Source organism: Pseudovibrio sp. Ad37, from assembly GCF_001623075.1.
In the GTDB taxonomy this organism is placed as follows: Bacteria; Pseudomonadota; Alphaproteobacteria; order Rhizobiales; family Stappiaceae; genus Pseudovibrio.
In genome coordinates, this window is the sequence record NZ_LMCF01000022.1 from 1 (window position 1) to 23,170 (window position 23,170).

Here is a 23,170-nt window from a genome sequence, read left to right on the forward strand (position 1 = left end):
GCTGGCCTACGGCTTCATAGAACTCCAGTGGGCGTTGACTTACACCGCTGTGTTTGGCTGGTTCTTTCCCGCCACGGCGGCGCTGTGTTGTCCGTGGAAGGGCTTTACGATGACGTGGGTCAACCTGGCGCTGGTTCTTGCCTTCCAATACCAGGTGGGTGGCAACAAGTTGACCCTCTTCATAGATGCGAACCTCTTGAGGGTGATGCTGGACTTCAACCCTGCGCTTCTTGACGGTATCCGGCACTGAATAAAGGTTCCCTGCAACTGAGACCATGCCTTCATGTGTCACGCATCGTTCCACCAGCAAAACAGCATCATAAGGGTGTGCTGGCAAAGGGATCAGAGCAGGCTGTTCCTCACTGAAAGCCTCCTGCACGACACGATTGGTGGTGGCATGAACGCGGGCATTGGCAAAGCCCTCACACCATTCGGTGAACTGGGCATTGAGATCATCCAGATCGCGGAATGTGCGAGCAAGAAAGAAATCCTGACGGATGTAGCGAAATGGGCGCTCGACCTTGCCTTTGGTTTTTGCCCGGTATGGCTGGCAAGCATCCGGCTGAGCGCCATAATGATCCAAAAGAGCGACAAGAGATGGATTAAAGCGAACAGTGCCATCTGGATCCTCTCCCAGTACGGCTGTCTTCATGCGATCATACAGCACCTCCAGTGTGGCACCGCTGAAAGCTTCAAAGGCTGCAATATGACAGCGCAGGACCATTTCCAGTTTTTGATTGGAACAATAGCGTCCCCACACAAACCGAGAATTACCAAGGACAATAGAAAACAAAAAGACTTTGCGCGTCACGCCCGGTTCACAGGTGAACTCCACCTGTGCCTGTTGGCCGGGTGCTGTCTCAAAGCGCTGTTCGAACGGGCGTGCCGGAGCTGGGCGAAGCTCGCGAAGATACTCAGTTACAGTGGAGTAACCGCCTTCAAATCCCAGGGCCTTTACCTCACGGTGTAAGCGCCGGGCAGACAGGCCAGGGAACCGCTCCAGGCGTTCGAGCAAGTAGTCTTTGTACTCCTCCAGCATACGCCCATCACGTTGACGAGGTCCGTAAACAGGGGCTTCAAGGCCTTGGTGCAGATATTTAGCGACTGTCTTTCTATTCAGGCTCGCTTTGCGCGCTATGGCACTTATAGACAAGCCTTGCTGCTTCAAATTATGGATCATTACGATCTTCCCGAGATTGACCACCCCCTTCCGCACCCCTTTTTCCAATCGGAACGTGAGGGAGAGTTTGGCCAACTTTTGATTGAAGGGGCATGCCCCTTCAATCAAAAGTCAAAGCTGCGAAAGTGGGGAATTTTCAAGCAGCACAAATGGGGAAAATACATCCAGCACTGACAGCAATCGTGCGTTCGTTTGCGTTATTAGCGTTGGGACTGCGTTGCTATGTCTATACAGCTCGCGAAAGTAGCTCTGGTAACACGTCAACGATAGACCGCGTTCTGTAGGATAACTCCAGCTAGCATCTGCTCTACACTGAGGCCACGAAAAGGGGATAGAATTAATCTATCCTCCCTATCTCAGATGAGGTCGATGAAATGCTCTGGAATGCAGGCCGGGGATAAGTGATTTGAGCTCATCGGGTCTCAAATGCAGTCAGTTAACAACAACCCAACCCAATCCTGCTAGCTTGTGAACTCCTCACATGTACGGTGATAGCATGGCACCTTCCTGATACGTGTTCGAGATAACTGCTGTGGCTATCCTTCCAAACCCAGCAAGAGAGCCATGCCGCTCCGTGAATCTTCAGCTCTCATAAGCCAGCAGGTACGTGCCCGCAGCTCTGAGGAACCAGCCAAATCAAGCGTCCCACACATAAGCAGGTGTTCAATTCACTTCAGCCCAGTTCTGCCACCACCAACAAGGTGCTCAGCAGTCCTCTCAGCATCACCTCAAACCCGCTGCGCACTCCGCAACTCAATCCCTTACCCAAACATGTCCGCAGTCATGCCAGCGTACCAGCCGAGGCTTTCCTCGTAGGTTTGCTTGCGCAGGGCGTCGTCCTCGTTGTTTTGGGAGATGAAGCCGTCCACTTTGGCGATCTTCTCATCCGTGGCAACATAGCTTGCACCAACCTTCACGCCGTTGTCTGGTGAGATCAGCGACCAGCAGGTGTTGGAGAACCGTGGTTTGAACGCCCGTGAGCCGGTGAGGGCGTGACGGATTGCCATGGCCGCAGCTTTGGCCTGACTGTTGGCAGAATAGCCGGACTTCGGCATGTCGCCGTTCTGGGTCGCATCACCAAGCACATGAATGTTTTCATCCATACGGCTCTGCAACGTTGCCGGAACGATCGGACACCAACCTGCCTCGTTGGTCAAACCAGCTTGCTGGGCAATGCTGCCAGCCTGCATGGCTGGGATCACGTTCACAACATCTGCTTTGATGGTCTCGTCTTCCAACACAATTTCCATGGTGTTCGGGTCAACACGCTGAACACCTCCGGTGAACTCGTCCGTTAGCCAGTCCACCATGCCTGCATAATGGTTCTCCCAGCCTTCCATGAACAGGCCTTGCTTGGAGAACTTCTCTTTTGGATCAAGAATGAGGATCTTGGCAGTCGGGTTCCGCTGTTTCAACACATGGGCAACCATGGAGATGCGCTCATAGGGGCCGGGAGGACAGCGGTACGGGTTAGGTGGAGCGACCATCGCAAAGGTGCCACCTTCCGGCATGGCCTCAACCTGCGCCTTGAGCAGCTGGGTCTGCGTGCCAGCCTTATAGGCATGAGGCATCTTGGTTTGGGCCGTTACATCCCAGCCTTCAATAGCCCCTTTTACAAAGTCGATACCCGGAGACAGGACAAGGCGATCATAGGAAATGGTGTCGCCGCCTGCGAGCCGGACCACCTTTTTCTCGCGGTCTACGGCAGAGGCCCAGTCATGCACGACGGTTACGCCATAGTCGCTGGCCAATGTACCGTAGGAGTGTGCCAGCTTGGACATAGGCTGGAAACCGCCAATGGCCAGGTTGGAGAAGAAGCATGTGTAGTAAGTGCGAGAGGGTTCAATGAGGATCACCTCAATAGCACCGTCGGAATCTTTGGCAAGGTAGCGGGCAGCGGTTGCCCCGCCAGCACCACCGCCAATGATGACCACACGGGGCCGCTTTTGCCCCAGAGCGATAGGAGAGGACAAGAGAGCCGCACTTGCAGCTGCAGTCCCTAAAAAACGACGTCGGTTCAGTCTCATATGTCAATTCCTCCCCTAAAGCGTATGCCCGGAAGTATCTCCGGTTTTGATAGAAATACGCGTGAAAACAATTTTTTGAGCGACGCCTGCCCAAAAGGCCTCGCTCTAATGCAATTCTTTAAAATAAGCCGCCAGCGCAGCAATCTCCTCCTCCGAGAGCCGTTTGGCGATCATCTGCATCACAGGATGAGGCCGATGTCCCTTTTTGTAGGCCCGCAGTGCAATCACAAAGTCTGGTTGCGGCCAACCTGTGATGGAAGGGATCCCTTTGTCCGCTCCGCTGGATTGATGGCAACTGGTACATTCGCCAGAAAGATATTCGCCATACTCAGCATCTCCATCCAGATAAGTCTCCTCGTGAAGGCTTGGCGCATCCTGTTGTAACAGGCTGGCAGAAGCCTCTGGAATATTGGCAGGACTCACGGAAAACTGGCGCAGGTAAGCGAGCAGATCAGAGCGATCCTTCTCCTTTCTCATTCCCCGGTAGTTCATGCGTGTACCGGAGACGAGGTTCTTAGGGTTCTGAATGTAAATGTTCAGCGTGTCGATTGTCCAGCGCAGACCATCAGCACCAGCACGCTTCATGGCCTTTGAGTATGTCGCACCTTCAATGGTTGCAGCCTTCCGGTCAAACACACCATTCAGGTGAGGGCCAATGCGGTTCTTTGCGTCCTTGCCAACGTCATGGCATCGCAAACAAGCATTGAACAAGCGTTCCCCACGCGCAATATCCTGAGCAGAGGCAACCGAAGTTGCCCCTGACAGGAAGCCAAACGCGAGGACGAGGGCAGGTATCAGTGCTCTCATTGGGAGTGGCTCTTCAGGAATTCGATAAGGGCAATGCGGTCTTTTTCCTTCTTGAGGCCAGCGAATGTCATCTTGGTGCCCTTCACAAACTTTTTCGGCTTGGTCAGGAAGACATCCAGATTTTCGTCAGACCAGACAAGGCCATCACCATTAAGCTTTTTAAGGGCCTTTGAGTATTTGAAGCCGGAAACCACAGCCGCCTGCTGGCCGATAATATCATTCAGGATCGGACCAACCTTGTTCTTGGCCTTCTCACCCACTTGATGGCAGGCCTTACACTTTTTGAAAACCTTGGCGCCTTTCTTAATGAGTGCATCATCAAGAGCAACGGGTTCCGGCATTGGAGCAGTCTCTGCAGCAGGCGCTGGTTCAGCCGCAGTCACAACTTCGGCCTCGGGCTTTTCAGTTGTAACTGCTGCTTCCTCAGCTGCTTTCGTCTCTTCCGGTGTCACATCCAGAACCTGAGCCCGTGCGGTGATCTTCACGTCCGCTTTACAATCTTTCATGCAGACATCGCGCTTTTTGAAGACCGGCGACTCTTCGCGGTCATCCATGTAAAAGCCGTCTTCATTTGGCAGGCGAACGGAGGTGAAATTCTCCTGGCTCAGCTCAAAGTCATCCTCAACAAGATCATTGGCATAAAGCAGGAAGGCCGTGATGGCGTAGACTTCATCTGGCTTCAAAGACTGAGCCTCGCCAAATGGCATGGCACGGTTCACATAGTCAAACACGGTTGAAAGATACGGCCAGTAAGAGCCGATGGTCTTAACCGGGCGTGCGGAAGTCAGTGTTCCATCCCCACCAGAAAGAACCGGCCAACGATCTACACCCTCCGCGAAGTCTCCGTGGCACACGGCGCAGCGCTCAGCAAAAATCTCTTCGCCTTGCTCCACGTTTCCGCGTCCGGCAGGCAGTCCCTGTCCATCAGGGCGCACATCAATATTCCATGCGGCAACTTCAGCAGGGGTGGCTGCGCGGCCAATATTGAAAGAACCGGCTGTCGCCGCGCTGGTAAGTAGTAACGTTCCAGTCGCAAGAACACTAAGAAATTTCAACATTTTCCGCCTCACCATTTTCGTCAACGTACCAGGTGTGGATTCCGTTGTTGTGGTAGATGGAGTTTTCGCCGCGAACAGCGCGAAGCTCATCTTTTGTTGGCTGTACGTAGCCCGTGGAATCGTGTGCGCGAGATTGCAGCAGTAACGGTTTTCCATCCCAGTCAAACTCGAAGTAGAAGCGGTGCATGGACTTGTCGAAACTCAGGCCATCCATACGGGCAGCATGCCAGTTCTTACCGCCGTCCAGCGTGATGTCCACGCGCGGAATAGTGCCGCGGCCAGACCATGCCAGACCAGTCAGGACCGTATGACCGCTCTTATGCAGGATAGGGGCCTGCGGGCTTGGATTGGTGATGATCGACTTACAGTCCATTTCCCAGGTAAAGCGACGAGCTTTCCCATTCTCCATCAGGTCGGTGTACTTTGAAGTCTCTTCCCTGTGGTGCCACGGCTCATCACCCACCTCGATGCGGCGCAGCCACTTGATCCACATGTTGCCTTCCCAGCCTGGAACCACCAGACGCAGCGGATAGCCTTGCTCAGGGCGTAGAGCTTCACCGTTCATCTTGAAGGCAACAAGGCAATCATCCAAAGCCTTCTGCAGGGGAATGGAGCGGGTCATGGCTGAGGCATCGGCACCTTCCGGCATCAACCACTTGGCGTTGGTCTTCAGCCCGGCTTCTTCCAGTAAAAGCCAAAGCGGAACGCCGGTGTACATCACGTTATGGATCATGCCATGGGTGAACTGACAGCCATTGAGCTGTGCCCCGCGCCACTCCATGCCGGAGTTAGCGGCACATTCCAGAAAGTAGATCCGGTTCTCTCGCGGAAACCGAAGGATGTCTTCCATGGTGAACACAAGTTCTTTGTCCACCAGACCGTTGATCATCAGGCGATGCTGGGCAGGGTCAATATGAGCCGCCCCGCCATGGTGACGCTCAAAGCACAGGCCGTTCGGCGTGATGATGCCGTCCAGTTCATGCAGCGGCGTAAAGTTGATGGAACTCACGCGGTCAGCCGTCAGCCATTCCACAGTGCGCCGTTTCACATGCGCCTCATATTGCGAGGGCACGCCATAAGGCATGGCATCAACACCGTCTCCCAGCTCCTGCATCCACGGCTGCAGATTGGTGATGGCAGGGTCATTCGCCCGAGCTGGAAGTGCAGCGCCAGTCAAGGCAGCTCCACTCAGTAAGGCCCCGCCTTTCAGGAGGTTTCGGCGGGTAGGTGACTTTAGTCTTTCACTCATGTCAATTACTCGTCATCTCAAAATCTGTCAGGGTTCGCCTCACACGCCTGTAACGCGAACGGTAGAATTGGGGTCCATTGTGATGGTGCCTTTACGGCTTATGTAATCTTCAACCACTTGCCAGATCTCAGGCCCCTCGGTGTCCTCTCCAACAGAGGCCCAGCCCGAAACCACATAGGTCTTGGCAGGATCAATGGTCTCGCCGGTTTTCAGCAGCGTCATGTTGGTCACGCGTTCACCCACCGGCTTGGAAACGTCGATGGAGTAACCCATGCCACCCACGCGAACCATGTCACCACCCTGCTGGTAGTAAGGGTCTGGGTTGAACAGGTTGTCGGCCACATCCTCCAGAATTTCATGCAGGTATTGCCCGGTCATCTCAGAGCGGTAGGCATTTGGGTAGGTCATGCTGGTGGCATTGTGGATGTCTTCGCGGGTGATGTTGTCACCCGGCAGCAGGGATGGTCCCCAGCGGAAGCCCGGAGACAGCGCAATGTCTGCTTCCCGCTCCTCAATCAGCGCCTGACAGATCAGGTCATCCCACGTACCGTTGAAGTTGCCACGGCGGTAAAGCAGGCTGTCGGTTGTGCCGATGACTTCTTCCAGCTCCTCCTTGAACGGCGCGCGCTCTTTCTTTATCAGAGCTGCCATCTCAGGGTCGGGAGCAATCACATCGGCAAACACCGGGATCAGCTTGTAAGTGAAGTCTTTGATGCCGTTCTTGTCGACGTCAAGATCCAGACGAGACACAAACTTACCGTTGGAGCCAGATGCGATGATCATGGTCTCACCGACCTTCACCGGCTCCGGCACCGCATCATGAGTGTGGCCGCTCAGGATCACGTCAATGCCGGTAACCTGCTGCGCAACCTTGCGGTCCACGTCAAAGCCATTGTGGCTGAGCAGAACGACAACATCAGCGCCTTCCTGCTTCACTTCCGCAACCATTTCCTGAATACGTGCTTCGCGGATGCCGAAGGAAAGGTTCGGGAACATCCAGCCCGGATTGGCGATTGGCATATAGGGGAAGGCCTGCCCGATCACAGCAACTTTGGCACCGCCGCGCTCGAAAATCTTGTAGGGTTCAAACGCTGGTTCGTCCCATTCATTGTCAAAGATGTTGGCGCCCAAAAACGGGAAGGGCAGTTCCTCAACAATCTCGTTCACCCGGTCAATGCCGTAGGTGAACTCCCAGTGCGAGGTCATCGCATCGGGGCTCAAGGCATTCATCAGGTTGACCATGTCCTGGCCTTGGGTCTTCGTGGCTGTCATGGACCCATGCCATGTATCACCACCATCAAGGAACAGAGCATCTGGACGTTCTGCCCGGATCGATTTCACGATAGTCGACACCCGGTCCAACCCGCCCATCTTGCCGTAGCTGCGTGCAAGTGAGACAAAATCCTCAGAGGTGAGGGCATAGGCTTCCGGCGTTCCGGTCTGGTAGTTGAACGCCTTCAGCAGGTCCTGACCAGTGATGTGCGGCAGCAATCCCTTTTGGGCACCCACACCAATATTCACGGAGGGTTCACGGAACCAGACAGGCTTCACCTGCGCATGACAATCCGTAAAGTGGATGATGGTCACATTGCCGGTGGTTTTGAAGTCCAGAAGTTGGTTCTGTGTCAGGGCCTGACGCGCGGCCAGCACTGGAAAACTACCAGCCCCAAAAATAGCGGCTGCAGCGACACCAGCCTGCAAGAAATCACGGCGCGAGATCATCTCCGCACCCTCCGTAGGTTATTAGAATTTCGAAAATTGTTTTAGATCAGGAGGTTGCTGTAAGTGAGCAACCTCCAAAATCACTATTTAGCATGAGCGAATTCTTATCACTTGATTTCTCAATCAAGTGGAATGCGCCTAGTTACGAACAGATGGGGTCTCGACTGAAAGTCCCATCCCGCGAGATGTTACATAAGCTTCCAGAGCAATGAACTCATCACTTCCGCGCTTGTAAGGCTCAGCCCGCACCTGATCCATACAGCCTTTAAACCGGCGATGAATGGACCCAAGTCCGCCCCACTTCAGACGATACACCGGGAACCCGTTGATCTGTCCCTGACTCAAATGGTCAGCACGGATCATGTTGCCGTAATTGTCTTCGTGGCAGTTGGCACAGGCCATATTCAGCAGGCCAACACGGGTGTAGTAAAGCTCCTCACCCTTCTTGACCCAGTCCGCAATCGGCCCGTCAGTCTTCATGGCAACCGGCATGCCGCGGGATTGCAAACCGATCAGAGCCGTCATGGCCAACATCTCGGCGCTTTCCCATTTCCACGGCTCTGCTCCCTGATGCGTCTCGATGGACGCATTGATCAGCATTTCCATGGTGGCAGGCTTGCCCATCTCGTCATTCCAGCGCGGCAACTTGGTCCGCAAACCGGTAAAGTTATTCGCATCTCCATGACAATCCGCGCAGGACTGATTGGATTTTCCGGCGGGCGTTTCCCAAATTTCCTCAGCATACTCAATGGCCACAAATGCTGGATTCTCGAAATCATCCATTTGCAGTGCCTGAGTTTCAGCAGAGCGAAAACGCCAACCTGAAATCAGCTCGTCCAGTGGATGGTCATCCGCCGGAACAGCAGTGGTTGCAATTGTTTCGCCGTCGATGACAAGTTCGCGTCCGTCATCTGCAAGCGCAGCAGTGCTAAGTGTGCCGAAAAGAAGCCCCCCAGCGAGTATTGAAACCGTCCTTTTCATACCCTTCTCCTCCCAAAGAATGGCTGCCTAGGCGACCGTGATTTTCTTTTCCATGTCGTAGACGGAGCCGTCATCATCCGTCCATTCAAACCGAACCGCACCAGACTCTGGAATCCGCATCTGAAACTCGATGTAAGGGTTCGCAGAAACAGAAGGTTCAATATCTGCCATGAACACGGGCTCGCCATTGAAGCTGGCAGCAAACTTATTGATGATCTTGCGTGGAATGGTCTCGCCGGTTTTCTTGTCCTTGCGCTGACCAGATTCCATTGGGTGCGAGATCAGTGTCTTGATGGTCACGACCTCGTTTACGCTTGCCTTTTTAGGCACTTTGACGCGTGGTTTTACCTTTGCCATGTATTTCTCAATGCCTTTTCTGATTAACCGCCACAGCCACCGATGGTGACCTTGACACTACGCTTTGTCATGATGGCGGACCCGTCCGGCATCTTTGCAATGGCGACAATGTCCTGCGTTTTTGCAAGGCGAATACGGGTCTTGGCTTCCTGAGCACCGGAAAGAGCGCTGAAATGGAATGTCGCAACACCTGGGCTCGGGTTGCCTGCTGCAAGCAGCATGATGGAGGCTGCACCCGGCGCAGACACTTCAATCGGAACAGTGTTCCCGTTTTCAGCAATCTCTGGCGCACCAATGGTAATGTCACCGCTTCCCGGCTTTGCGCCGCCAGTGAACTCCACAATTGCATCTTCAACAGCATTGCCCGCTGCAAACGCCGGCGCGGTAAAACGCAGTGTCGTCAGAGCGGCTGCGCCTCCCACTGCCAAACCAAGCGCTTCACGTCTGGTAACAGTCATTAAAAATCCTCCTTGGAGCGTATCTCCCCAACAGGCGCTGAGCACTCTTTGGGAAAATACGCTTAAGCAATAATTCTGAGCGTGCTGCGTAACCGGTCAGCAACGCAGCACGCTCAAGGCAAACGCGCCTATTCTTTCAAAGTCGCCAGATAAGCGACGATGTCTTCAACTTGTTCTGCTGAAAGAATGGTCTTTCCCGCAAACTTCTTTGCCACGCGGTTCAAACCTTCGCTCTTGTAGAAGGCAGGCATAATGGTCGCTTCCCCGAAGACTTCCTTCGAGTTGACAACAATCGCCCGCAATTCCGCTTCGGTATAGGTGTCTCCGATACCCTCAAGGTATGGACCTATCTCTCCGTGGAACTGCTCTTCAGCAAGATCATCATTCGCGTGACAGGCAAGGCAGTTTCCCAGTTTCCGGTTGGCGAACCATTCCCGTCCTTTGGCTGGGTCACCAACCGCACCGGTCAAAGACACCGGCACAGCCGCCTCGACAAATTGAACGTCACCTGGAGCAACAACTCCGGCAACGGCACTTCCTGAAATTAGCAGCGTTGCAGCCGCTATAGTTTTGGCAATCGCCTTCATTGCTCCCTCCCAATTACAGCGATTCAATATTTTTATGCTACTCAGATACGTAGAAACACTCAACTTAAAATTCACATAATTGAATATGTTAATATATCGACCTTAGTCTAAACAGTTGAGTGAAAACGCTATTCTGAGGCTGCTTTTTGTTTCAAAAATTCACGTGCATGAAATTTTTGAAAATGTTCTTCGCCCTCATAGCCCTTCTGTTTGACCCAGCGGAGCATGTTGAGGGTGGTCCATTTTCCAAATGAACCAGGCATGGTCTGCACAGAGGCAGTCCCTGCTGTTTTGCCAGTCCCAACCTCTTCAGGCAGGAACAGGAAGGTGGGGGTGAACACAACGCCCCAGCGACGTGCGATGTTCTTCTCGGTTTGAACTTCCCCGTCGAAGTCCGTCACCTCTTCATCGCCAAACAGGTTCATCTGAACCACGAAGTAGTTGTCTTCAATGAATTTGCGAACCTCTGGATCGCTGAAGACATTCTTATGCAAGCGTGAGCAATAAATGCAGCCGCGTTGCTCAAAGAGAATAACCATGCGTTTGCCTTCTTCATTGGCAGCAGCAAGGTCCTCTCTAAGGTCTTTGAAGGTTAAGCGAAGCCAAGGCTGTTTGTGGAGACCGTCCTCTCCAACCTCAGCAAAGCTCAGTGTAATGCTGGCGAAAATCATCGCTGCAGCAAGCATTAATTTTTTAAGCATCGATCCCTCCCATAACGCACCACTCCCGAGAACCCCTCAATGGTTTTCAAGAGATGGATACGCCTCAGCTTAAAGATGTCAGTCCTGGCGCATACTCAATCATTTGCTCTGCAATCCAGGAAACGGTGTTCGTCCCAATCAACACCGCGAAAATAATCAAAAGAACGCCCATGCCTTTTTCGATGGCACCAAGGTACTTCCGAAAACGGCCCATGAAACTCAGGAATGGCTTTGAAAAAACAGCTGCCAGAATGAACGGTAGCGTCATGCCGACCCCATACGCAAACAGCAGCAACATACCCTGAGAAACATCATCACTGGCACCTGCCGTGAATAGGATAGTTGCCAGAACAGGACCAACACAGGGGGTCCAGCCAAAGGCGAAAGCCAGTCCCACAAAGTAAGCGCCAATGATTCCAGCTGGGGCCGAAGAGCTGTCGAGCCGGGCTTCTCTCAGCAGCAGATTGAGCCGGATGATGCCGACAAAATGCAGGCCAAGAACAAAGATGACAGCAGCAGCCATGTAACGCAGCACGTCAAACCAGTCTCGCAGCAACTGGCCGAAGACCGTTGCTGTCGCGCCAAGGCCAACAAAGATTGTGAGAATACCGGCAGCAAAGAAAAACGATGTAAAAACAACACGTCGCTGGATGGCAGGGGTGACCCCGTCACCGGAAAGCTCATTCATTCCAATGCCTGCAATGTAGCAAAGGTAGAACGGCACAATCGGTAAAATACAAGGCGAAAGGAACGAGAGTAACCCCGCGCTCCCCGCCGCAATGATAGTTAGATCTGGATACATATGGGCACTTGCTAAAAACACATTCTATTATTAGAATATTTAGATATCATAGTTTTTAAAATGTCAATCGTGGATATCATGAGCACTTTTGGTTGGATCTCATTTGTCATTTTCGCCCTTCTTTTCAGCAGTGCCCAGGCGGCCGGTTCGACCATGAAATTGCTTCTGGTCGAGGACGAAATCTGCCCTTGGTGCGAACGCTGGGAAGAGGAAATTGGTGGAGCCTACGGCAAAACAGAGGAGGGGCAAAAAGCTCCTTTGATGCGGATGGATATTGATGATCCGATTCCCAAAAACGTGACCCTGAAAGGAAAGGCACGGTTTACGCCAACCTTCATCCTTTTAATTGACGGCGCCGAAGTCCAGCGGATTGAAGGTTACCCGGGAGAAGGTTTCTTCTACCCCGCCCTGAACCAGATGCTTCAGTCAGCTCAATAATAATATTGAAAAGAAATTCATCTTTCCCGGTCAGTCCGGGGCATAATTCAATTGGGAGAACTCCATGAAATCATTCATCACAGGGGCGGCATTGCTTGCAATGTCCGCAGGCTTCAGCGTTGCGCAGGCAGAAGATGAGTCCGCCTTTGTCAGCTTCAAATCTTTGAAGCCGGAAATCGCCATGAAGCTCGCTGTTGCCACCATGGAAGCTTGCCGCGAAGGTGGCTATCAGATCTCTGCTGTTGTCGTCGATCGCTTCGGCCAGACACAAGCAGCAATCAGGGATCGTTATGCTGGCGTTCATACAGTCGACACAGCACGCGGAAAAGCATGGACAGCCGTCAGTTTCCGTGGCTCTACACTGGAAATTCAGCAGGAGATCAAGGCAGGAAATCTGTCGGCAGGTCTGCGTGACATCCCGGGTGCTGTGGCACTGGGTGGTGGCCTCCCAGTCGAATCTGCAGGTGCAATTGTTGGTGGAATTGGTGTCTCCGGTGCGCCCTCTCCAAAAGTTGATGAGGAATGTGCCCAAAGTGGCCTAGAGGAAATCTCGGATTTGCTGGACTTCTAAAAGGTATTCGCGGTGCAATGGTTGAAAAATGATTGCATTCAGCGTATGCCACCACTTCAAAGGTGTGCTGTAAGGTCAGCTGTAATTTATTCAACTTTAACTGACCTTGCTCACTCCGTTCCAAATGGTCTGCAGGATTTGGTTTAATGGCTATACCCATGATTGAACGTGGGATGAAAGAAGAAGACATCGAACGCATGGTTGGCCATGCTAAGGATGCAACTGATTTCCTGAAAGCATTGACACACGAAGGCCGATTGATGATCCTGTGTCATCTCGTTACGGGCGAAAAGTCAGTAACAGAGCTGGAGCAGCTTCTGTCGTCTCGTCAGTCTGCGGTCAGTCAGCAACTTGCACGTTTGCGCTTGGATGGTCTGGTAAATTGCCGAAGGGACGGTAAGGCAGTCTATTACAGCCTCAAGGACGAACGGGCAGCTCGGGTTCTGGACCTGATTTTCGAGTTGTTCTGCACCGAAGGAAACAGCGATAAGTAATATTTAAGCTCCGGCGTTTTGGTCTTGGGAGGGATCAAATGTCCGAGGATATTCTGGCGGCACTCGCAGGCCTTGCGGGTGGTGTTTTGCTTGGCCTTGCTGCACGCCTTGGCCGCTTCTGCACACTTGGCGCGATTGAAGATGCTCTTTATGGCAAAGAGTGGCTGCGCATGCGCATGTGGGCCTTCGCCATTGCCATCTCCATCGCATCGACGTTTCTGCTGGCTCACCTTGACCTGATCGCGCTGGACCAAACCATTTACCTCACCCAAAGCTGGAACCCGCTCGCCTGCATCGTCGGCGGCTTGATGTTTGGCTATGGCATGGCAATGGCTGGATCCTGCGGTTTCGGTGCGTTGGCACGCTTAGGTGGCGGAGATATGCGGTACTTCGTGCTCTCCCTGGTGATCGCCATTTCAGCGGCCATGGCCGCGGGTGGCCCAACAGCCTACCTGCGTGTGTTCCTGTTCCCGACCGAACTCTCAGAGGTAAGCTCAACAGGCATCGCGCACGCTCTTGCCCAACGACTGGAGCTTTCCGAACTGACAATCGCCCTGGTTATTGCCGGAGCCATTAGCCTTTTCGCTGTCAGCAACAAAGAGTTCCGCCAAAGTCCCAAAGCTATTATTGCCTCACTGGCTGTCGCTGTCGCGATCCTCCTCGGTTGGGTTGCAACCAGCTATCTCTTTGAAGAAAGCTTTGAGGAAGTTGCAGTGGCCAGCCATTCCTTCACAGTTCCGGTGGGTGATACCCTTATGTATCTCATGACCGCATCTGGTGGCGGCCTGTCTTTTGCCGTCGGCTCAGTCATCGGCGTCCTCAGCGGGGCGTTTCTTGGTTCACTCATAAAAGGCCATTTCAGATGGGAAGCCTGTGACGACCCGCGCGAACTCAGACGACAGATCCTCGGAGGTTTTTTGATGGGCACTGGTGGCGTGATTGCTTTGGGCTGCACCATCGGGCAGGGCATATCAGCCTTCTCGACACTCGCAATCAGCGCGCCTGTAGTCATGCTCTCCATCATCGCCGGAGCCGCTATAGGCCTTCGTCAACTCGTTGTCGGCTTTCAGTTCGCCTTCTGGAAGCAGTCATCCTGACGGAGTACCCGCAATGACTTGTGCATAAAGATGCCCTTGGAGTAAGGCGGCCAAGACACACATTGCCTAAATTATAGATTTTACCTCTGGTTGCTGATTAATCCCGCATATTTTGCTTGAGTTTGGCGGAGATTATCGCAATATTTCGCGCTGGCCACTTCGGTGTATCTAAACGTCCTCGCATTTTGCTCTGCGAAAAATACCGCGTATCTCCGAAAAGTGGATGCCGGTTTTCGGAAAAAAGATACGCGAAAGCAAAAACTAAAGCAGCTCAACTAGTCCAGCTTAAATGCGAGCTGCTTTGAACAGGACTACTCATCGCGAACAGGAAGCAACCATGACACGACCGACAAACGAAGCTCTGATTATGATTGATATTCAGAACGATTTCTGTTCGGGCGGAGCTCTGGCTGTGAAGCACGGTGAGCAGATCGTCCCCTTGGTCAACGAGCTGCAAAACGAGTTTTCCGTCAAAGTGTTGACGCAAGACTGGCACCCGCAGCATCATAAATCCTTTGCGGACAATCACGACGCCAAGCAGCATTATGATATGACCGATATGCCCTATGGTCCGCAGGTTCTCTGGCCAAACCATTGCGTGCAGGGCACAAACGGCGCAGCGTTTCACAAAGACCTGAAGACCGACAGCGCCGACCTCGTTCTGCGCAAAGGCTTCCGTCCGCATATCGACAGCTACTCCGCGTTCTTCGAGAATGACCACACCACCCCAACCGGCTTGTCGGCTTACCTGCGCGAGCGCGGTGTCGATACCCTGCACATGGTTGGTCTTGCGACAGATTTCTGCGTCCGGTTCTCAGCTGTGGATGCGGCAAAACTGGGGTTCAACGTGATTGTGCATCTGGATGCTTGCAGAGCGATTGACCTGAACGGATCCCTGAAAGAGGCTTTGAATGAGATGCAAAGCCACGGCGTCAAATTCTCTGGCGAGATGGTTGCACAATGATTGATATTGCTTCCCGCGTTTATAACCACAATTGGAAAATCGATCCGATTGTTCGTTCCCTGATCGACACCGACTTCTACAAGCTGCTCATGGCACAGTCGGTCTTTCTGAAAAAGCCGAACACGCAGGTCACCTTCAGCCTCATCAACAGAGCGCAGCACATTCCGCTGGCAAAGCTCATTGATGAGAAGGAACTCCGCGATCAGCTGGACCATATCCGCACACTCTCCCTGTCTCGCGGGGAAAGCACATGGCTGCGCGGCAACATGTTCTACGGCAAGCGGTCCATGTTCCGCGCCGAGTTCCTTGAGTGGTTCGAAAACCTGCGCCTGCCGCCCTATCATCTGGAAGTCAACGACGATCAGTACGAGCTCACCTTTGAAGGCGACTGGCCCGCCGTGATGCTCTGGGAAGTCCCGGCTCTCGCTGTACTGATGGAACTGCGCTCCCGCGCCGTGCTCAAAAACATGGGCCGGTTCGAGCTGCAGGTCCTGTATGCCCGCGCCATGACCAAACTCTGGGAAAAAGTCGAATGCCTGCGCAAGGTTGAAGACCTGTCACTGGCAGATTTCGGCACCCGCCGCCGCCACTCCTATTTGTGGCAGGACTGGTGCGTGCAGGCCATGATGGAAGGCCTCGGCAAAAAGTTTGTCGGCACATCCAACTGCCTGATCGCAATGCGCCACGAAGTGGAAGCAATCGGCACCAACGCGCACGAGCTACCTATGGTCTATTCCGCTCTGGCAGAAAGTGACGAGGAACTTGCCGAGGCCCCGTATCAGGTGCTGAATGACTGGCAGGAAGAACACGACGGTAACCTGCGTATTATTCTGCCAGACACGTATGGGACCGAAGGTTTCCTGAAACGCGCTCCGGGTTGGTTGTCCTCCTGGACAGGCATCCGCATCGACAGCGGTGACCCAGTCAAAGGCGCAGAAGCAGCAATCAAATGGTGGAAAGCCTGCGGAGAGGATCCAACACAAAAGCGCGTCATCTTCTCTGATGGGTTGGACGAAGACATGATTGCCCACCTCCAGCGCAAGTTTCATGGCCGCGTCCGGTGTAGTTTTGGTTGGGGAACCATGCTTACCAACGACTTCCGCGGGCTGGTGCCAGATGATGCCTTAGCTCCGTTCTCACTGGTCTGCAAAGCCATTTCTGCAAACGGCAAACCAACGGTCAAGCTCTCCGACAATCCCAATAAGGCTATGGGATCACGGGAAGAAATTGAACGCTACAAGCGCGTTTTCGGGGTTGGCAAACAGATGAGCCAGAAGATTATCGTGTAACGCAGCGTATTTTAGTCATCACTCAAAATAATCCACTTGCATAGTTTCCCTATGCGTAAACTCTGTGTAGCATGCGTCACGCAGCACAGTTTATACGTGTGGGGGAGCGACAAAGATGAGAAGATGGAACGGTTGGGGCGATGATACGCACCAGGCTGAGCTGGCCGATTTTGCTAAGGCCTTGATCGCAGAGCTTTTAGGCGAAACACATCCGCTATCTGATGCCACCTTGCAAAGCGCTATTGACCGCGTTCCAGTGTCTCGCGCGCCAGACCACCCCCTGCTGGATAAAACGCCCGCAACACGTATCAGACATGCATCTGGCCAGAGCTTCTCGGATTGGCTGCAAATGCGCAGTGGCATGTTTGAGAACATCCCCGATGCTGTCGCTTTCCCGGAAACCTCCCAGCAAGTTCGGGAGCTTATGGACTGGGCAGCGCAGCAAGATGTGATCCTCGTCCCGTATGGCGGAGGCACGTCCGTTGTCGGCCATCTGGCGTGTCCGGCGAGTGAGAAACCGCAGATCACCATCGCACTCACACGCATGAATCGCTTGCTGGACTTCGATAAGGAAAGTCAGATCGCGACTTTCGGAGCTGGCGTGCGCGGGCCGGATCTAGAAGCTCAACTGGCGGCCATCGGTTACACGCTCGGTCACTTCCCGCAAAGTTTTGAGCTCTCCACCGCTGGCGGTTGGGTCGTCACACGTTCCTCTGGTCAGCAATCTCTGCGGTATGGCCGCATTGAACAGCTCTTTGCTGGTGGTACGCTGGAAACGCCCAAAGGCACATTGAAGATTCCAAGTCTTCCTGCATCATCTGCTGGCCCAGATTTGCGCGAGATGGTGCTCGGCTCAGAAGGCACACTTGGCATCCTGACTGAAGTAAAACTGCGCGTTACGCCATTGGCTGAAACCGAGCAGTTCTACACGGTCTTCATGCCGGATTGGGAAAGTGGCGTTGCTGCTGTCCAAGCCATCATGCAGGGCCGCATTCCGCTCTCCATGATGCGCCTGAGCAATGCGACAGAAACCGATGTGAGCCTGAAGCTGGTTGTGCCGGAGAAGAAGCTCTCCAAGCTCAACATGCTCTTCAAACTCAAGGGACTGACCGATCAGAAATGCATGCTCACATTCGGGCTGACAGGATCAAAGAAGCAAGTCTCCGTAAACCAGAAACTTGCGAACACCTGCCTGAAGCAGCACGGCGCCAAGCGCGTTCTTTCCAAGATGCTGGGCGATAAATGGAAGGAAGACCGCTTCAAAGGCCCATACCTGCGCCACCCATTATGGGAACATGGTGTGGGCGTCGATACCTTTGAGACGGCAATGGACTGGTCAGCCCTGCGCCCCTACATCAACGTGGTTGAACAGAGCGTCACCAAAGCACTGAAGGAGCAAGGCATTCCAGTGTTTGCGTTCACGCATCTGTCTCACGTCTACCCGCAGGGCTCCAGCGCATACACCACCTATCTGTTCCCCGTTGCCAGCACCTACGAAGAGACGCTGGAACGCTGGAAAATCATCAAGAAAGTCGCATCTGAAACCGTGGTTGCCCATGGCGGTACCATCAGCCACCAGCATGGTGTCGGGCGTGACCACGCACCGTACTTGCCTGCAGAAAAAGGCGCGCTGGGCATGAGTGCCTTAAAAGCACTGAGCCACAATTTCGATCCTGACCAGCGCATGAACCCCGGCGTTTTGATCTCCGAGGAAACCGTAGGCAACACCGAACCCGCATAACTCTCAATATTGGAGGAGGGTGCAATGGCAAATACAGGGCAACTCAGCAGGCACGAAAAACTGTCGCTCATAAAACAGCGCAGTAAGCCTTGGGACATGGTTGTTGTTGGCGGTGGCATCACCGGAGCTGGTGTTGCGTTGATGGCAGCGCGAGCTGGCCTCGATGTTTTGCTGCTGGAAAAGCAGGATTATGCATGGGGCACGTCCAGCCGCTCCTCCAAGATGGTGCATGGTGGCTTACGTTACCTGTCTCAGGGCGAGTTCCGGCTGGCACGGGAATCTGTACGGGAACGTGAAAGGCTGATGAAGGAAGCCCCTGGTCTCATCGAGCCTATGAGCTACCTTTTTCCGTTCCGCGAAAAGCAGTTCCCAACCCGCCGTGCCTTCTCTGTCCTTCTCAACATCTACGGATACTTCGCCAGAAAGCGTGGCCACAAATATTTGGACCGCGACCAGACCATCGCTGCTTTGCCGGGGCTCAATGAACATGGTTTGCTGGGCTCAGCGCAATATACTGATGCCCTCACAGATGACAGCCGCCTTGTCCTGCGCGTCCTTGCTGATGCCAGACGCAGCGGTGCAACCACACTCAACTATGTTGCTGTGAAGATGATCCATAGTGATGGGGAAGGATCAAAACTCCTTGAAGTGCAAGATCAGGAAACCAGCGAAGTCTTTGCCATCTCAACCAAAACAGTCGTCAACGCGACCGGAGTTTGGGCGGATGGCCTGCGCGAGCAATTGGGCCAGACCAAACGCATTCGCCCTTTACGTGGCAGCCATATCATGGTCCCGTCCTGGCGCATGCCAGTGCATCAATGCCTGACCTATCTGCACCCGCAGGACAAGCGCGGCGTCTTCATCTACCCGTGGTTGGGCCGCACGGTAATCGGGACGACTGATCTGGATCATTCTGAGGATCTGGATCAGGAAGCCGCTATCAAATCGGAGGAGGTGGCGTATCTGCTTGATGGTGCCAACCACAACTTCCCCGGCACAAAGCTTACTGAGAAAGATGTCATTTCAACATGGTCTGGCGTCCGGCCAATTGTAGGCAATGAGGGCGTTGACCCTAAAGAACTGCATCCGTCAAAAGCCAAACGCGACCATGTGGTGTGGGATGATGATGGCATCATCACAGTGACAGGCGGCAAGCTCACTACCTTCCGCGTGATGGCCGAGCAAGTGCTGGAAACCTGTGCGACTTATCTGAAAGGCAAGAGCATTGCGCGGGCAGGCGAGTGTGTGTTCGAACCTCCCATTGAAACGAAGGACAATATCGGGTTACCAGAAGCCGAACTCAAGCGATTACAGGGCTACTATGGTGCTGACTTTCCAGCGCTTATCGCAGAAATGTCTTCCAAGGGTCTTTCCTTCATCAGTGGCACAAACCGCATTTGGGCAGAGCTTGAATGGGCCGTCGTGAATGAAGAAGTCGTGCATTTGGACGATCTCCTTTTGCGCCGTACGCGAATTGGCTTAGTGTTGGAAGAAGGCGGGGCAGCATTAGCTGATGAGCTGGAAACACAACTGAGAGATAAACTGGGGTGGTCCATGGACAAATGGCAGGATGAGTGGTCGCGATATCAGAAGATTTGGCGAGACCACTACAGCTTGCCAACAACACGCGGGCCCCAAGAGCAGGAAATGATGCATGAGGTGACCGCAGGATGACCGAAACGCTTCTCGCCATCGACTGCGGCAGCCAGAGCATCCGCGCCTTGCTGTTCTCTCCAGACGGGACGCTGCTGTCCAAGGTACAAAAGCCAATCACGGATTATCGAAGTGATAATCCCGGTTGGTCAGAGATTGATCCGCTTATCCTGTGGGAGCTGCTGGGCCGCTGCTGCCGTGAGCTGTGGGATAGAGGAGCTGATCCTACTGCCGTCAAAGCCATGAGTGTCACCACACAGCGCGGCACGCAAATCTCAGTTGATGAGAGAGGCATCCCTCTGCGTCCTGCCATCACATGGATGGACGAGCGCATTGAAGACCAACAGAAACCATTGCCATTGCTTTGGAAAACAATCTTCGGCGTGGCAGGCCTGTCCCGGTCTATTAAGAGTGTACGCAGTGAATGTGAGGTGAACTGGATCGCAGTCAACCAGCCCGGAATTTGGAAGAAAACCTATAAGTTCCTGCAGGTTTCCGGCTATCTCAACTTCAAGCTGACAGACCTTTTTCGCGATTCAACAGGCGCACAGGTTGGCTACATTCCCTATGACTACAAAAAGCAGCAGTGGGCGAGTGATAACCACTTTCTCTGGAAGCTCTTCGCCTTCAAACGCAACCACCTACCAGAGCTCATAGAACCCGGAAATCCAATCGGCTATGTGAGTGAAGAAGCTGCCCAGCACACTGGACTTCCGGAAGGCTTACCAGTCATCTCTGCAGCTGCTGATAAAGCATGTGAAGCCGTCGGCTGCGGCGCAGTGGATGCCAGCGTTGGTTGCCTGAGCTACGGCACACGGGCAACGGCGACCATTCATTCCACAAAGTACTTCGAGGTGGAACGCCCTCTACCTGCCTATGCTGGCGGAATGCCGCGTATGTTCACCCCAGAAACCTCCGTCATTCTGGGGTACTGGATGGTCAACTGGTTCAAGGAAGAGTTCGGCCACCCGGAGCAGGAAAAAGCCAAAGAGATTGGCAGTCCGGTCGAAGTGTTCTTTGACGACCTGCTCAACAGCACGCCTCCCGGGTCCCATGGCTTGACGTTATTGCCCAAATGGGGCCGCGACAACGGGCGTTCCACGCCAGTGAAAGGCGCGATTATCGGCTTTGGGGATGTGCACACCAGAGGCCACATCTACCGCGCTATCATCGAGGGCATCACGCTGGAATTACATCGCGGTCTGAAGCGGATCGAGCGCAAAAGCGGTGAGAAGATCAAAGTCCTGCGTGTCTCCGGCGGCGGCTCTCAGTCGGACGCTATCATGCAGATCACAGCAGACATCTTTGGCCTGCCCACCGAGCGCCCGCATACCTTTGAAACTGCTGGTCTGGGCGCTGCCATTGCCGCAAGCGTAGGCGCTGGGGTCCATCCTGACTTCACGCAGGCCATGAAAGCCATGACACGGCAAAACGAGGTGTTTCAGCCGGACCCGAAAACGGTTCAGCTCTACAAGAAGCTGTTTGAGGATGTCTACCTGCCCATGCCGCGCAGGCTTGCCCCGCTGAACAAAGCACTCAGAAAGATTGTCGGCTAGGCAACATCGCTCTTGGGCTGGGATGCTGTCTGCACCACACCTGCTTTCGCAAGCGCCTGTACGCGTTTGGAGGCCACTATTTCTTTTTTATTCGCAAACACTTCGTGGTTCTGCGAGATCTTTTGCAGGTCATACAGGTAGTTCACCATCACCCCCGCCGATTGCTTTTTGCCATTCTCGGAAGTGTCCGCCCCCACATGCACATCATGCACCAGCGCACCGTTGTAAAGATGGAACCGCGCCACCGGATCAAACGGCATATCGTTCTTCCGCTTGCCTTCAAGAAGGTAATAAGCAGCGAGTTCTTTTAGGGCTGCATCAGTCTCCGGCAGCTCAATCTCTTGCTCTTTGGCCCACTTGCAGAAAGTAGGGATCGGCGATAGCGTCACAAACGTCTTCAGTTGGCTAAGCTCACGCGAAAGATCCTGCACCACTTGCTTGATCAGCGAGTTGCCAAAGGAAACACCGGCCAGCCCGCTCTGACAGTTGGAGATCGAGTAGAAAACCGCCGTATCCACCTCATCAACCGGCACAATATCCCGTTCTTCTGCAAGCACGCCTTGGATGGAGGAGGGCACCCCCTTGGTCAGCGCCACTTCAACAAAGATCAACGGCTCATCTGGCAATGAGGGATGGAAGAAGGCAAAGCACCGCCGGTCTTCCGGCTGCAAGCGACGGCGCAAATCATCCCAACTATCAATGGCATGCACGGCCTCATAGGCGATGATCTTTTCCAGTATCTGTGCAGGACTATCCCAGCTGATAGGACGAAGGACCAGAAAACCGCGGTTGAACCACGAATTGAACAGGTGCTGGAAGTCCAGATCTGTGCGCGCCAGATTCGGCTGCTCCTTCATGAAGCCCAGCAAGTCCTTGCGCATGTGCACCAGCTGATGAGTGGCACCGGGAACCTGATTGAGCCGCCGCGCCAACTCCTGCCGCTTAGGCTCCGCAGCTTCCACAAGTTTTCGGTAATTGGCTTCCGTCCGCTCTGTTTTATAACTGGAAACAACGGTCTCCAGCTTATCTGGATCGATGTCCATCTCGCGGTTCAAATGCTCAAAAAACGCCTGCTTTCCCTCAGTATCAGTGGTCGCGTACCCGTCCAATATCTCGTGGGCAATGGCAGCTCCGGAAACGTCTCCCTGACTGCTCATCAAGGCATTGCAAAGCTCGGTAAGGGGACGCTCATCCCGCTTGCCCATAAAAACATAACGACGATCAAAAAGAGTAGAAAGCAAATCTGCCAGCAGGCTCATGGTCAGGCGTCCCGTAGTTGCACAGCGCAGTGCATCAGAAAATCGCCGGAAGCCTAACAAGGGACTGCTGGGAACGGAATGCAACAAACAGCTTAACAATGAAGTGATCCCTAACAGCACGCTAACATCTGTAAATGAGCGGCAAGTGTGCTTAACTTGAGAGCATCATGTGATGGAGG

General features: G+C 53.6%; 22 protein-coding genes. 9 read left to right on the forward strand and 13 right to left on the reverse strand.

Annotated elements, in window-relative coordinates; all coding sequences use genetic code 11:
* The 12 genes from istA to PsAD37_RS05905 all read right to left on the reverse strand — a co-directional run.
* Positions 1-1,204, reverse strand: a 1,204-nt coding sequence (gene istA, locus PsAD37_RS05850; RefSeq protein ID WP_063295424.1) for an IS21 family transposase, incomplete at its 3' end; no start/stop codon positions are given.
* A gap of 737 nt (positions 1,205-1,941) precedes the next feature.
* Positions 1,942-3,207, reverse strand: coding sequence for an NAD(P)/FAD-dependent oxidoreductase (locus PsAD37_RS05855; RefSeq protein ID WP_063295354.1), 1,266 nt, complete (start codon positions 3,205-3,207; stop codon positions 1,942-1,944).
* A gap of 105 nt (positions 3,208-3,312) precedes the next feature.
* Complete coding sequence (locus PsAD37_RS05860; protein WP_063295355.1) at positions 3,313-4,014, reverse strand: c-type cytochrome; 702 nt, start codon at positions 4,012-4,014, stop codon at positions 3,313-3,315.
* Positions 4,011-5,072: a c-type cytochrome gene (locus tag PsAD37_RS05865; protein ID WP_063295356.1), complete on the reverse strand. Its 1,062-nt coding sequence runs from the start codon at positions 5,070-5,072 to the stop codon at positions 4,011-4,013. The genes PsAD37_RS05860 and PsAD37_RS05865 overlap by 4 nt, the downstream gene beginning before the upstream one ends.
* Positions 5,056-6,321, reverse strand: a complete 1,266-nt coding sequence (gene soxC / locus PsAD37_RS05870; RefSeq protein WP_063295357.1) for a sulfite dehydrogenase — start codon at positions 6,319-6,321, stop codon at positions 5,056-5,058. Before soxC ends, PsAD37_RS05865 begins: the two co-directional genes overlap by 17 nt.
* A 39-nt stretch (positions 6,322-6,360) precedes the next feature.
* Positions 6,361-8,043 carry a thiosulfohydrolase SoxB gene (gene soxB, locus PsAD37_RS05875; RefSeq protein WP_063295358.1) on the reverse strand — a complete coding sequence of 561 codons (1,683 nt, stop codon included), beginning with the start codon at positions 8,041-8,043 and terminating at the stop codon, positions 6,361-6,363.
* A 138-nt stretch (positions 8,044-8,181) separates the two neighbouring features.
* The gene (gene soxA / locus PsAD37_RS05880) at positions 8,182-9,024 is read right to left on the reverse strand and encodes a sulfur oxidation c-type cytochrome SoxA (protein ID WP_063295359.1); all 843 of its coding nucleotides are present in this window, start codon (positions 9,022-9,024) and stop codon (positions 8,182-8,184) included.
* A gap of 27 nt (positions 9,025-9,051) precedes the next feature.
* Positions 9,052-9,381, reverse strand: coding sequence for a thiosulfate oxidation carrier complex protein SoxZ (soxZ, locus tag PsAD37_RS05885; protein WP_057463825.1), 330 nt, complete (start codon positions 9,379-9,381; stop codon positions 9,052-9,054).
* A gap of 23 nt (positions 9,382-9,404) precedes the next feature.
* A complete protein-coding gene (gene soxY, locus PsAD37_RS05890) occupies positions 9,405-9,839 on the reverse strand; it encodes a thiosulfate oxidation carrier protein SoxY (RefSeq protein ID WP_063287072.1) in 435 nt (144 codons plus the stop codon).
* 128 nt (positions 9,840-9,967) lie between these two features.
* Positions 9,968-10,426, reverse strand: a complete 459-nt coding sequence (soxX, locus tag PsAD37_RS05895) for a sulfur oxidation c-type cytochrome SoxX (protein WP_057463823.1) — start codon at positions 10,424-10,426, stop codon at positions 9,968-9,970.
* Positions 10,427-10,554: 128 nt separating this feature from the next.
* Positions 10,555-11,127, reverse strand: coding sequence for a thioredoxin family protein (locus tag PsAD37_RS05900; protein WP_063295360.1), 573 nt, complete (start codon positions 11,125-11,127; stop codon positions 10,555-10,557).
* A 64-nt stretch (positions 11,128-11,191) separates the two neighbouring features.
* Positions 11,192-11,929, reverse strand: a complete 738-nt coding sequence (locus PsAD37_RS05905; protein WP_063295361.1) for a cytochrome c biogenesis CcdA family protein — start codon at positions 11,927-11,929, stop codon at positions 11,192-11,194.
* Positions 11,930-12,007: 78 nt separating this feature from the next.
* Here PsAD37_RS05905 and PsAD37_RS05910 point away from each other — a divergent pair, with 78 nt between their 5' ends.
* The 9 genes from PsAD37_RS05910 (at position 12,008) to PsAD37_RS05950 (ending at position 21,732) form a co-directional block, all read left to right on the forward strand.
* Positions 12,008-12,367, forward strand: a complete 360-nt coding sequence (locus PsAD37_RS05910) for a thioredoxin family protein (protein WP_244272491.1) — start codon at positions 12,008-12,010, stop codon at positions 12,365-12,367.
* A 64-nt stretch (positions 12,368-12,431) separates the two neighbouring features.
* Positions 12,432-12,938, forward strand: coding sequence for a heme-binding protein (locus PsAD37_RS05915; protein WP_063287075.1), 507 nt, complete (start codon positions 12,432-12,434; stop codon positions 12,936-12,938).
* Between the two features lie 146 nt (positions 12,939-13,084).
* Positions 13,085-13,432 carry a helix-turn-helix transcriptional regulator gene (locus PsAD37_RS05920; protein WP_063295362.1) on the forward strand — a complete coding sequence of 116 codons (348 nt, stop codon included), beginning with the start codon at positions 13,085-13,087 and terminating at the stop codon, positions 13,430-13,432.
* A gap of 38 nt (positions 13,433-13,470) precedes the next feature.
* Entirely contained in the window at positions 13,471-14,529 is a 1,059-nt protein-coding gene (locus tag PsAD37_RS05925; protein ID WP_063295363.1) for a YeeE/YedE family protein, read from the forward strand.
* A 337-nt stretch (positions 14,530-14,866) separates the two neighbouring features.
* Positions 14,867-15,493, forward strand: coding sequence for a bifunctional nicotinamidase/pyrazinamidase (pncA, locus tag PsAD37_RS05930; RefSeq protein ID WP_063295364.1), 627 nt, complete (start codon positions 14,867-14,869; stop codon positions 15,491-15,493).
* Positions 15,490-16,782: a nicotinate phosphoribosyltransferase gene (gene pncB, locus PsAD37_RS05935; RefSeq protein WP_063295365.1), complete on the forward strand. Its 1,293-nt coding sequence runs from the start codon at positions 15,490-15,492 to the stop codon at positions 16,780-16,782. The genes pncA and pncB overlap by 4 nt, the downstream gene beginning before the upstream one ends.
* A gap of 115 nt (positions 16,783-16,897) precedes the next feature.
* Positions 16,898-18,523, forward strand: a complete 1,626-nt coding sequence (locus PsAD37_RS05940) for an FAD-binding oxidoreductase (protein ID WP_063295366.1) — start codon at positions 16,898-16,900, stop codon at positions 18,521-18,523.
* 24 nt (positions 18,524-18,547) lie between these two features.
* Complete coding sequence (locus PsAD37_RS05945) at positions 18,548-20,197, forward strand: glycerol-3-phosphate dehydrogenase/oxidase (protein ID WP_063295367.1); 1,650 nt, start codon at positions 18,548-18,550, stop codon at positions 20,195-20,197.
* Positions 20,194-21,732, forward strand: coding sequence for an FGGY-family carbohydrate kinase (locus PsAD37_RS05950; protein WP_063295368.1), 1,539 nt, complete (start codon positions 20,194-20,196; stop codon positions 21,730-21,732). Before PsAD37_RS05945 ends, PsAD37_RS05950 begins: the two co-directional genes overlap by 4 nt.
* Here the strand turns inward: PsAD37_RS05950 and PsAD37_RS05955 are convergent.
* Positions 21,729-22,991 carry a malonyl-CoA decarboxylase gene (locus tag PsAD37_RS05955; protein ID WP_063295369.1) on the reverse strand — a complete coding sequence of 421 codons (1,263 nt, stop codon included), beginning with the start codon at positions 22,989-22,991 and terminating at the stop codon, positions 21,729-21,731. The genes PsAD37_RS05950 and PsAD37_RS05955 overlap by 4 nt on opposite strands.
* Positions 22,992-23,170: the final 179 nt, after the last annotated feature.

Excerpts from the sequence above, each read along its gene's own strand:
- PsAD37_RS05855 (WP_063295354.1), bottom strand. The coding sequence starts at position 3,207 with ATGAGACTGAACCGACGTCGTTTTTTAGGGACTGCAGCTGCAAGTGCG.
- PsAD37_RS05860 (WP_063295355.1), bottom strand. The coding sequence starts at position 4,014 with ATGAGAGCACTGATACCTGCCCTCGTCCTCGCGTTTGGCTTCCTGTCA.
- PsAD37_RS05865 (WP_063295356.1), bottom strand. The coding sequence starts at position 5,072 with ATGTTGAAATTTCTTAGTGTTCTTGCGACTGGAACGTTACTACTTACC.
- soxC (WP_063295357.1), bottom strand. The coding sequence starts at position 6,321 with ATGAGTGAAAGACTAAAGTCACCTACCCGCCGAAACCTCCTGAAAGGC.
- soxB (WP_063295358.1), bottom strand. The coding sequence starts at position 8,043 with ATGATCTCGCGCCGTGATTTCTTGCAGGCTGGTGTCGCTGCAGCCGCT.
- soxA (WP_063295359.1), bottom strand. The coding sequence starts at position 9,024 with ATGAAAAGGACGGTTTCAATACTCGCTGGGGGGCTTCTTTTCGGCACA.
- soxZ (WP_057463825.1), bottom strand. The coding sequence starts at position 9,381 with ATGGCAAAGGTAAAACCACGCGTCAAAGTGCCTAAAAAGGCAAGCGTA.
- soxY (WP_063287072.1), bottom strand. The coding sequence starts at position 9,839 with ATGACTGTTACCAGACGTGAAGCGCTTGGTTTGGCAGTGGGAGGCGCA.
- soxX (WP_057463823.1), bottom strand. The coding sequence starts at position 10,426 with ATGAAGGCGATTGCCAAAACTATAGCGGCTGCAACGCTGCTAATTTCA.
- PsAD37_RS05900 (WP_063295360.1), bottom strand. The coding sequence starts at position 11,127 with ATGCTTAAAAAATTAATGCTTGCTGCAGCGATGATTTTCGCCAGCATT.
- PsAD37_RS05905 (WP_063295361.1), bottom strand. The coding sequence starts at position 11,929 with ATGTATCCAGATCTAACTATCATTGCGGCGGGGAGCGCGGGGTTACTC.
- PsAD37_RS05910 (WP_244272491.1), top strand. The coding sequence starts at position 12,008 with ATGAGCACTTTTGGTTGGATCTCATTTGTCATTTTCGCCCTTCTTTTC.
- PsAD37_RS05915 (WP_063287075.1), top strand. The coding sequence starts at position 12,432 with ATGAAATCATTCATCACAGGGGCGGCATTGCTTGCAATGTCCGCAGGC.
- PsAD37_RS05920 (WP_063295362.1), top strand. The coding sequence starts at position 13,085 with ATGGCTATACCCATGATTGAACGTGGGATGAAAGAAGAAGACATCGAA.
- PsAD37_RS05925 (WP_063295363.1), top strand. The coding sequence starts at position 13,471 with ATGTCCGAGGATATTCTGGCGGCACTCGCAGGCCTTGCGGGTGGTGTT.
- pncA (WP_063295364.1), top strand. The coding sequence starts at position 14,867 with ATGACACGACCGACAAACGAAGCTCTGATTATGATTGATATTCAGAAC.
- pncB (WP_063295365.1), top strand. The coding sequence starts at position 15,490 with ATGATTGATATTGCTTCCCGCGTTTATAACCACAATTGGAAAATCGAT.
- PsAD37_RS05940 (WP_063295366.1), top strand. The coding sequence starts at position 16,898 with ATGAGAAGATGGAACGGTTGGGGCGATGATACGCACCAGGCTGAGCTG.
- PsAD37_RS05945 (WP_063295367.1), top strand. The coding sequence starts at position 18,548 with ATGGCAAATACAGGGCAACTCAGCAGGCACGAAAAACTGTCGCTCATA.
- PsAD37_RS05950 (WP_063295368.1), top strand. The coding sequence starts at position 20,194 with ATGACCGAAACGCTTCTCGCCATCGACTGCGGCAGCCAGAGCATCCGC.
- PsAD37_RS05955 (WP_063295369.1), bottom strand. The coding sequence starts at position 22,991 with ATGAGCCTGCTGGCAGATTTGCTTTCTACTCTTTTTGATCGTCGTTAT.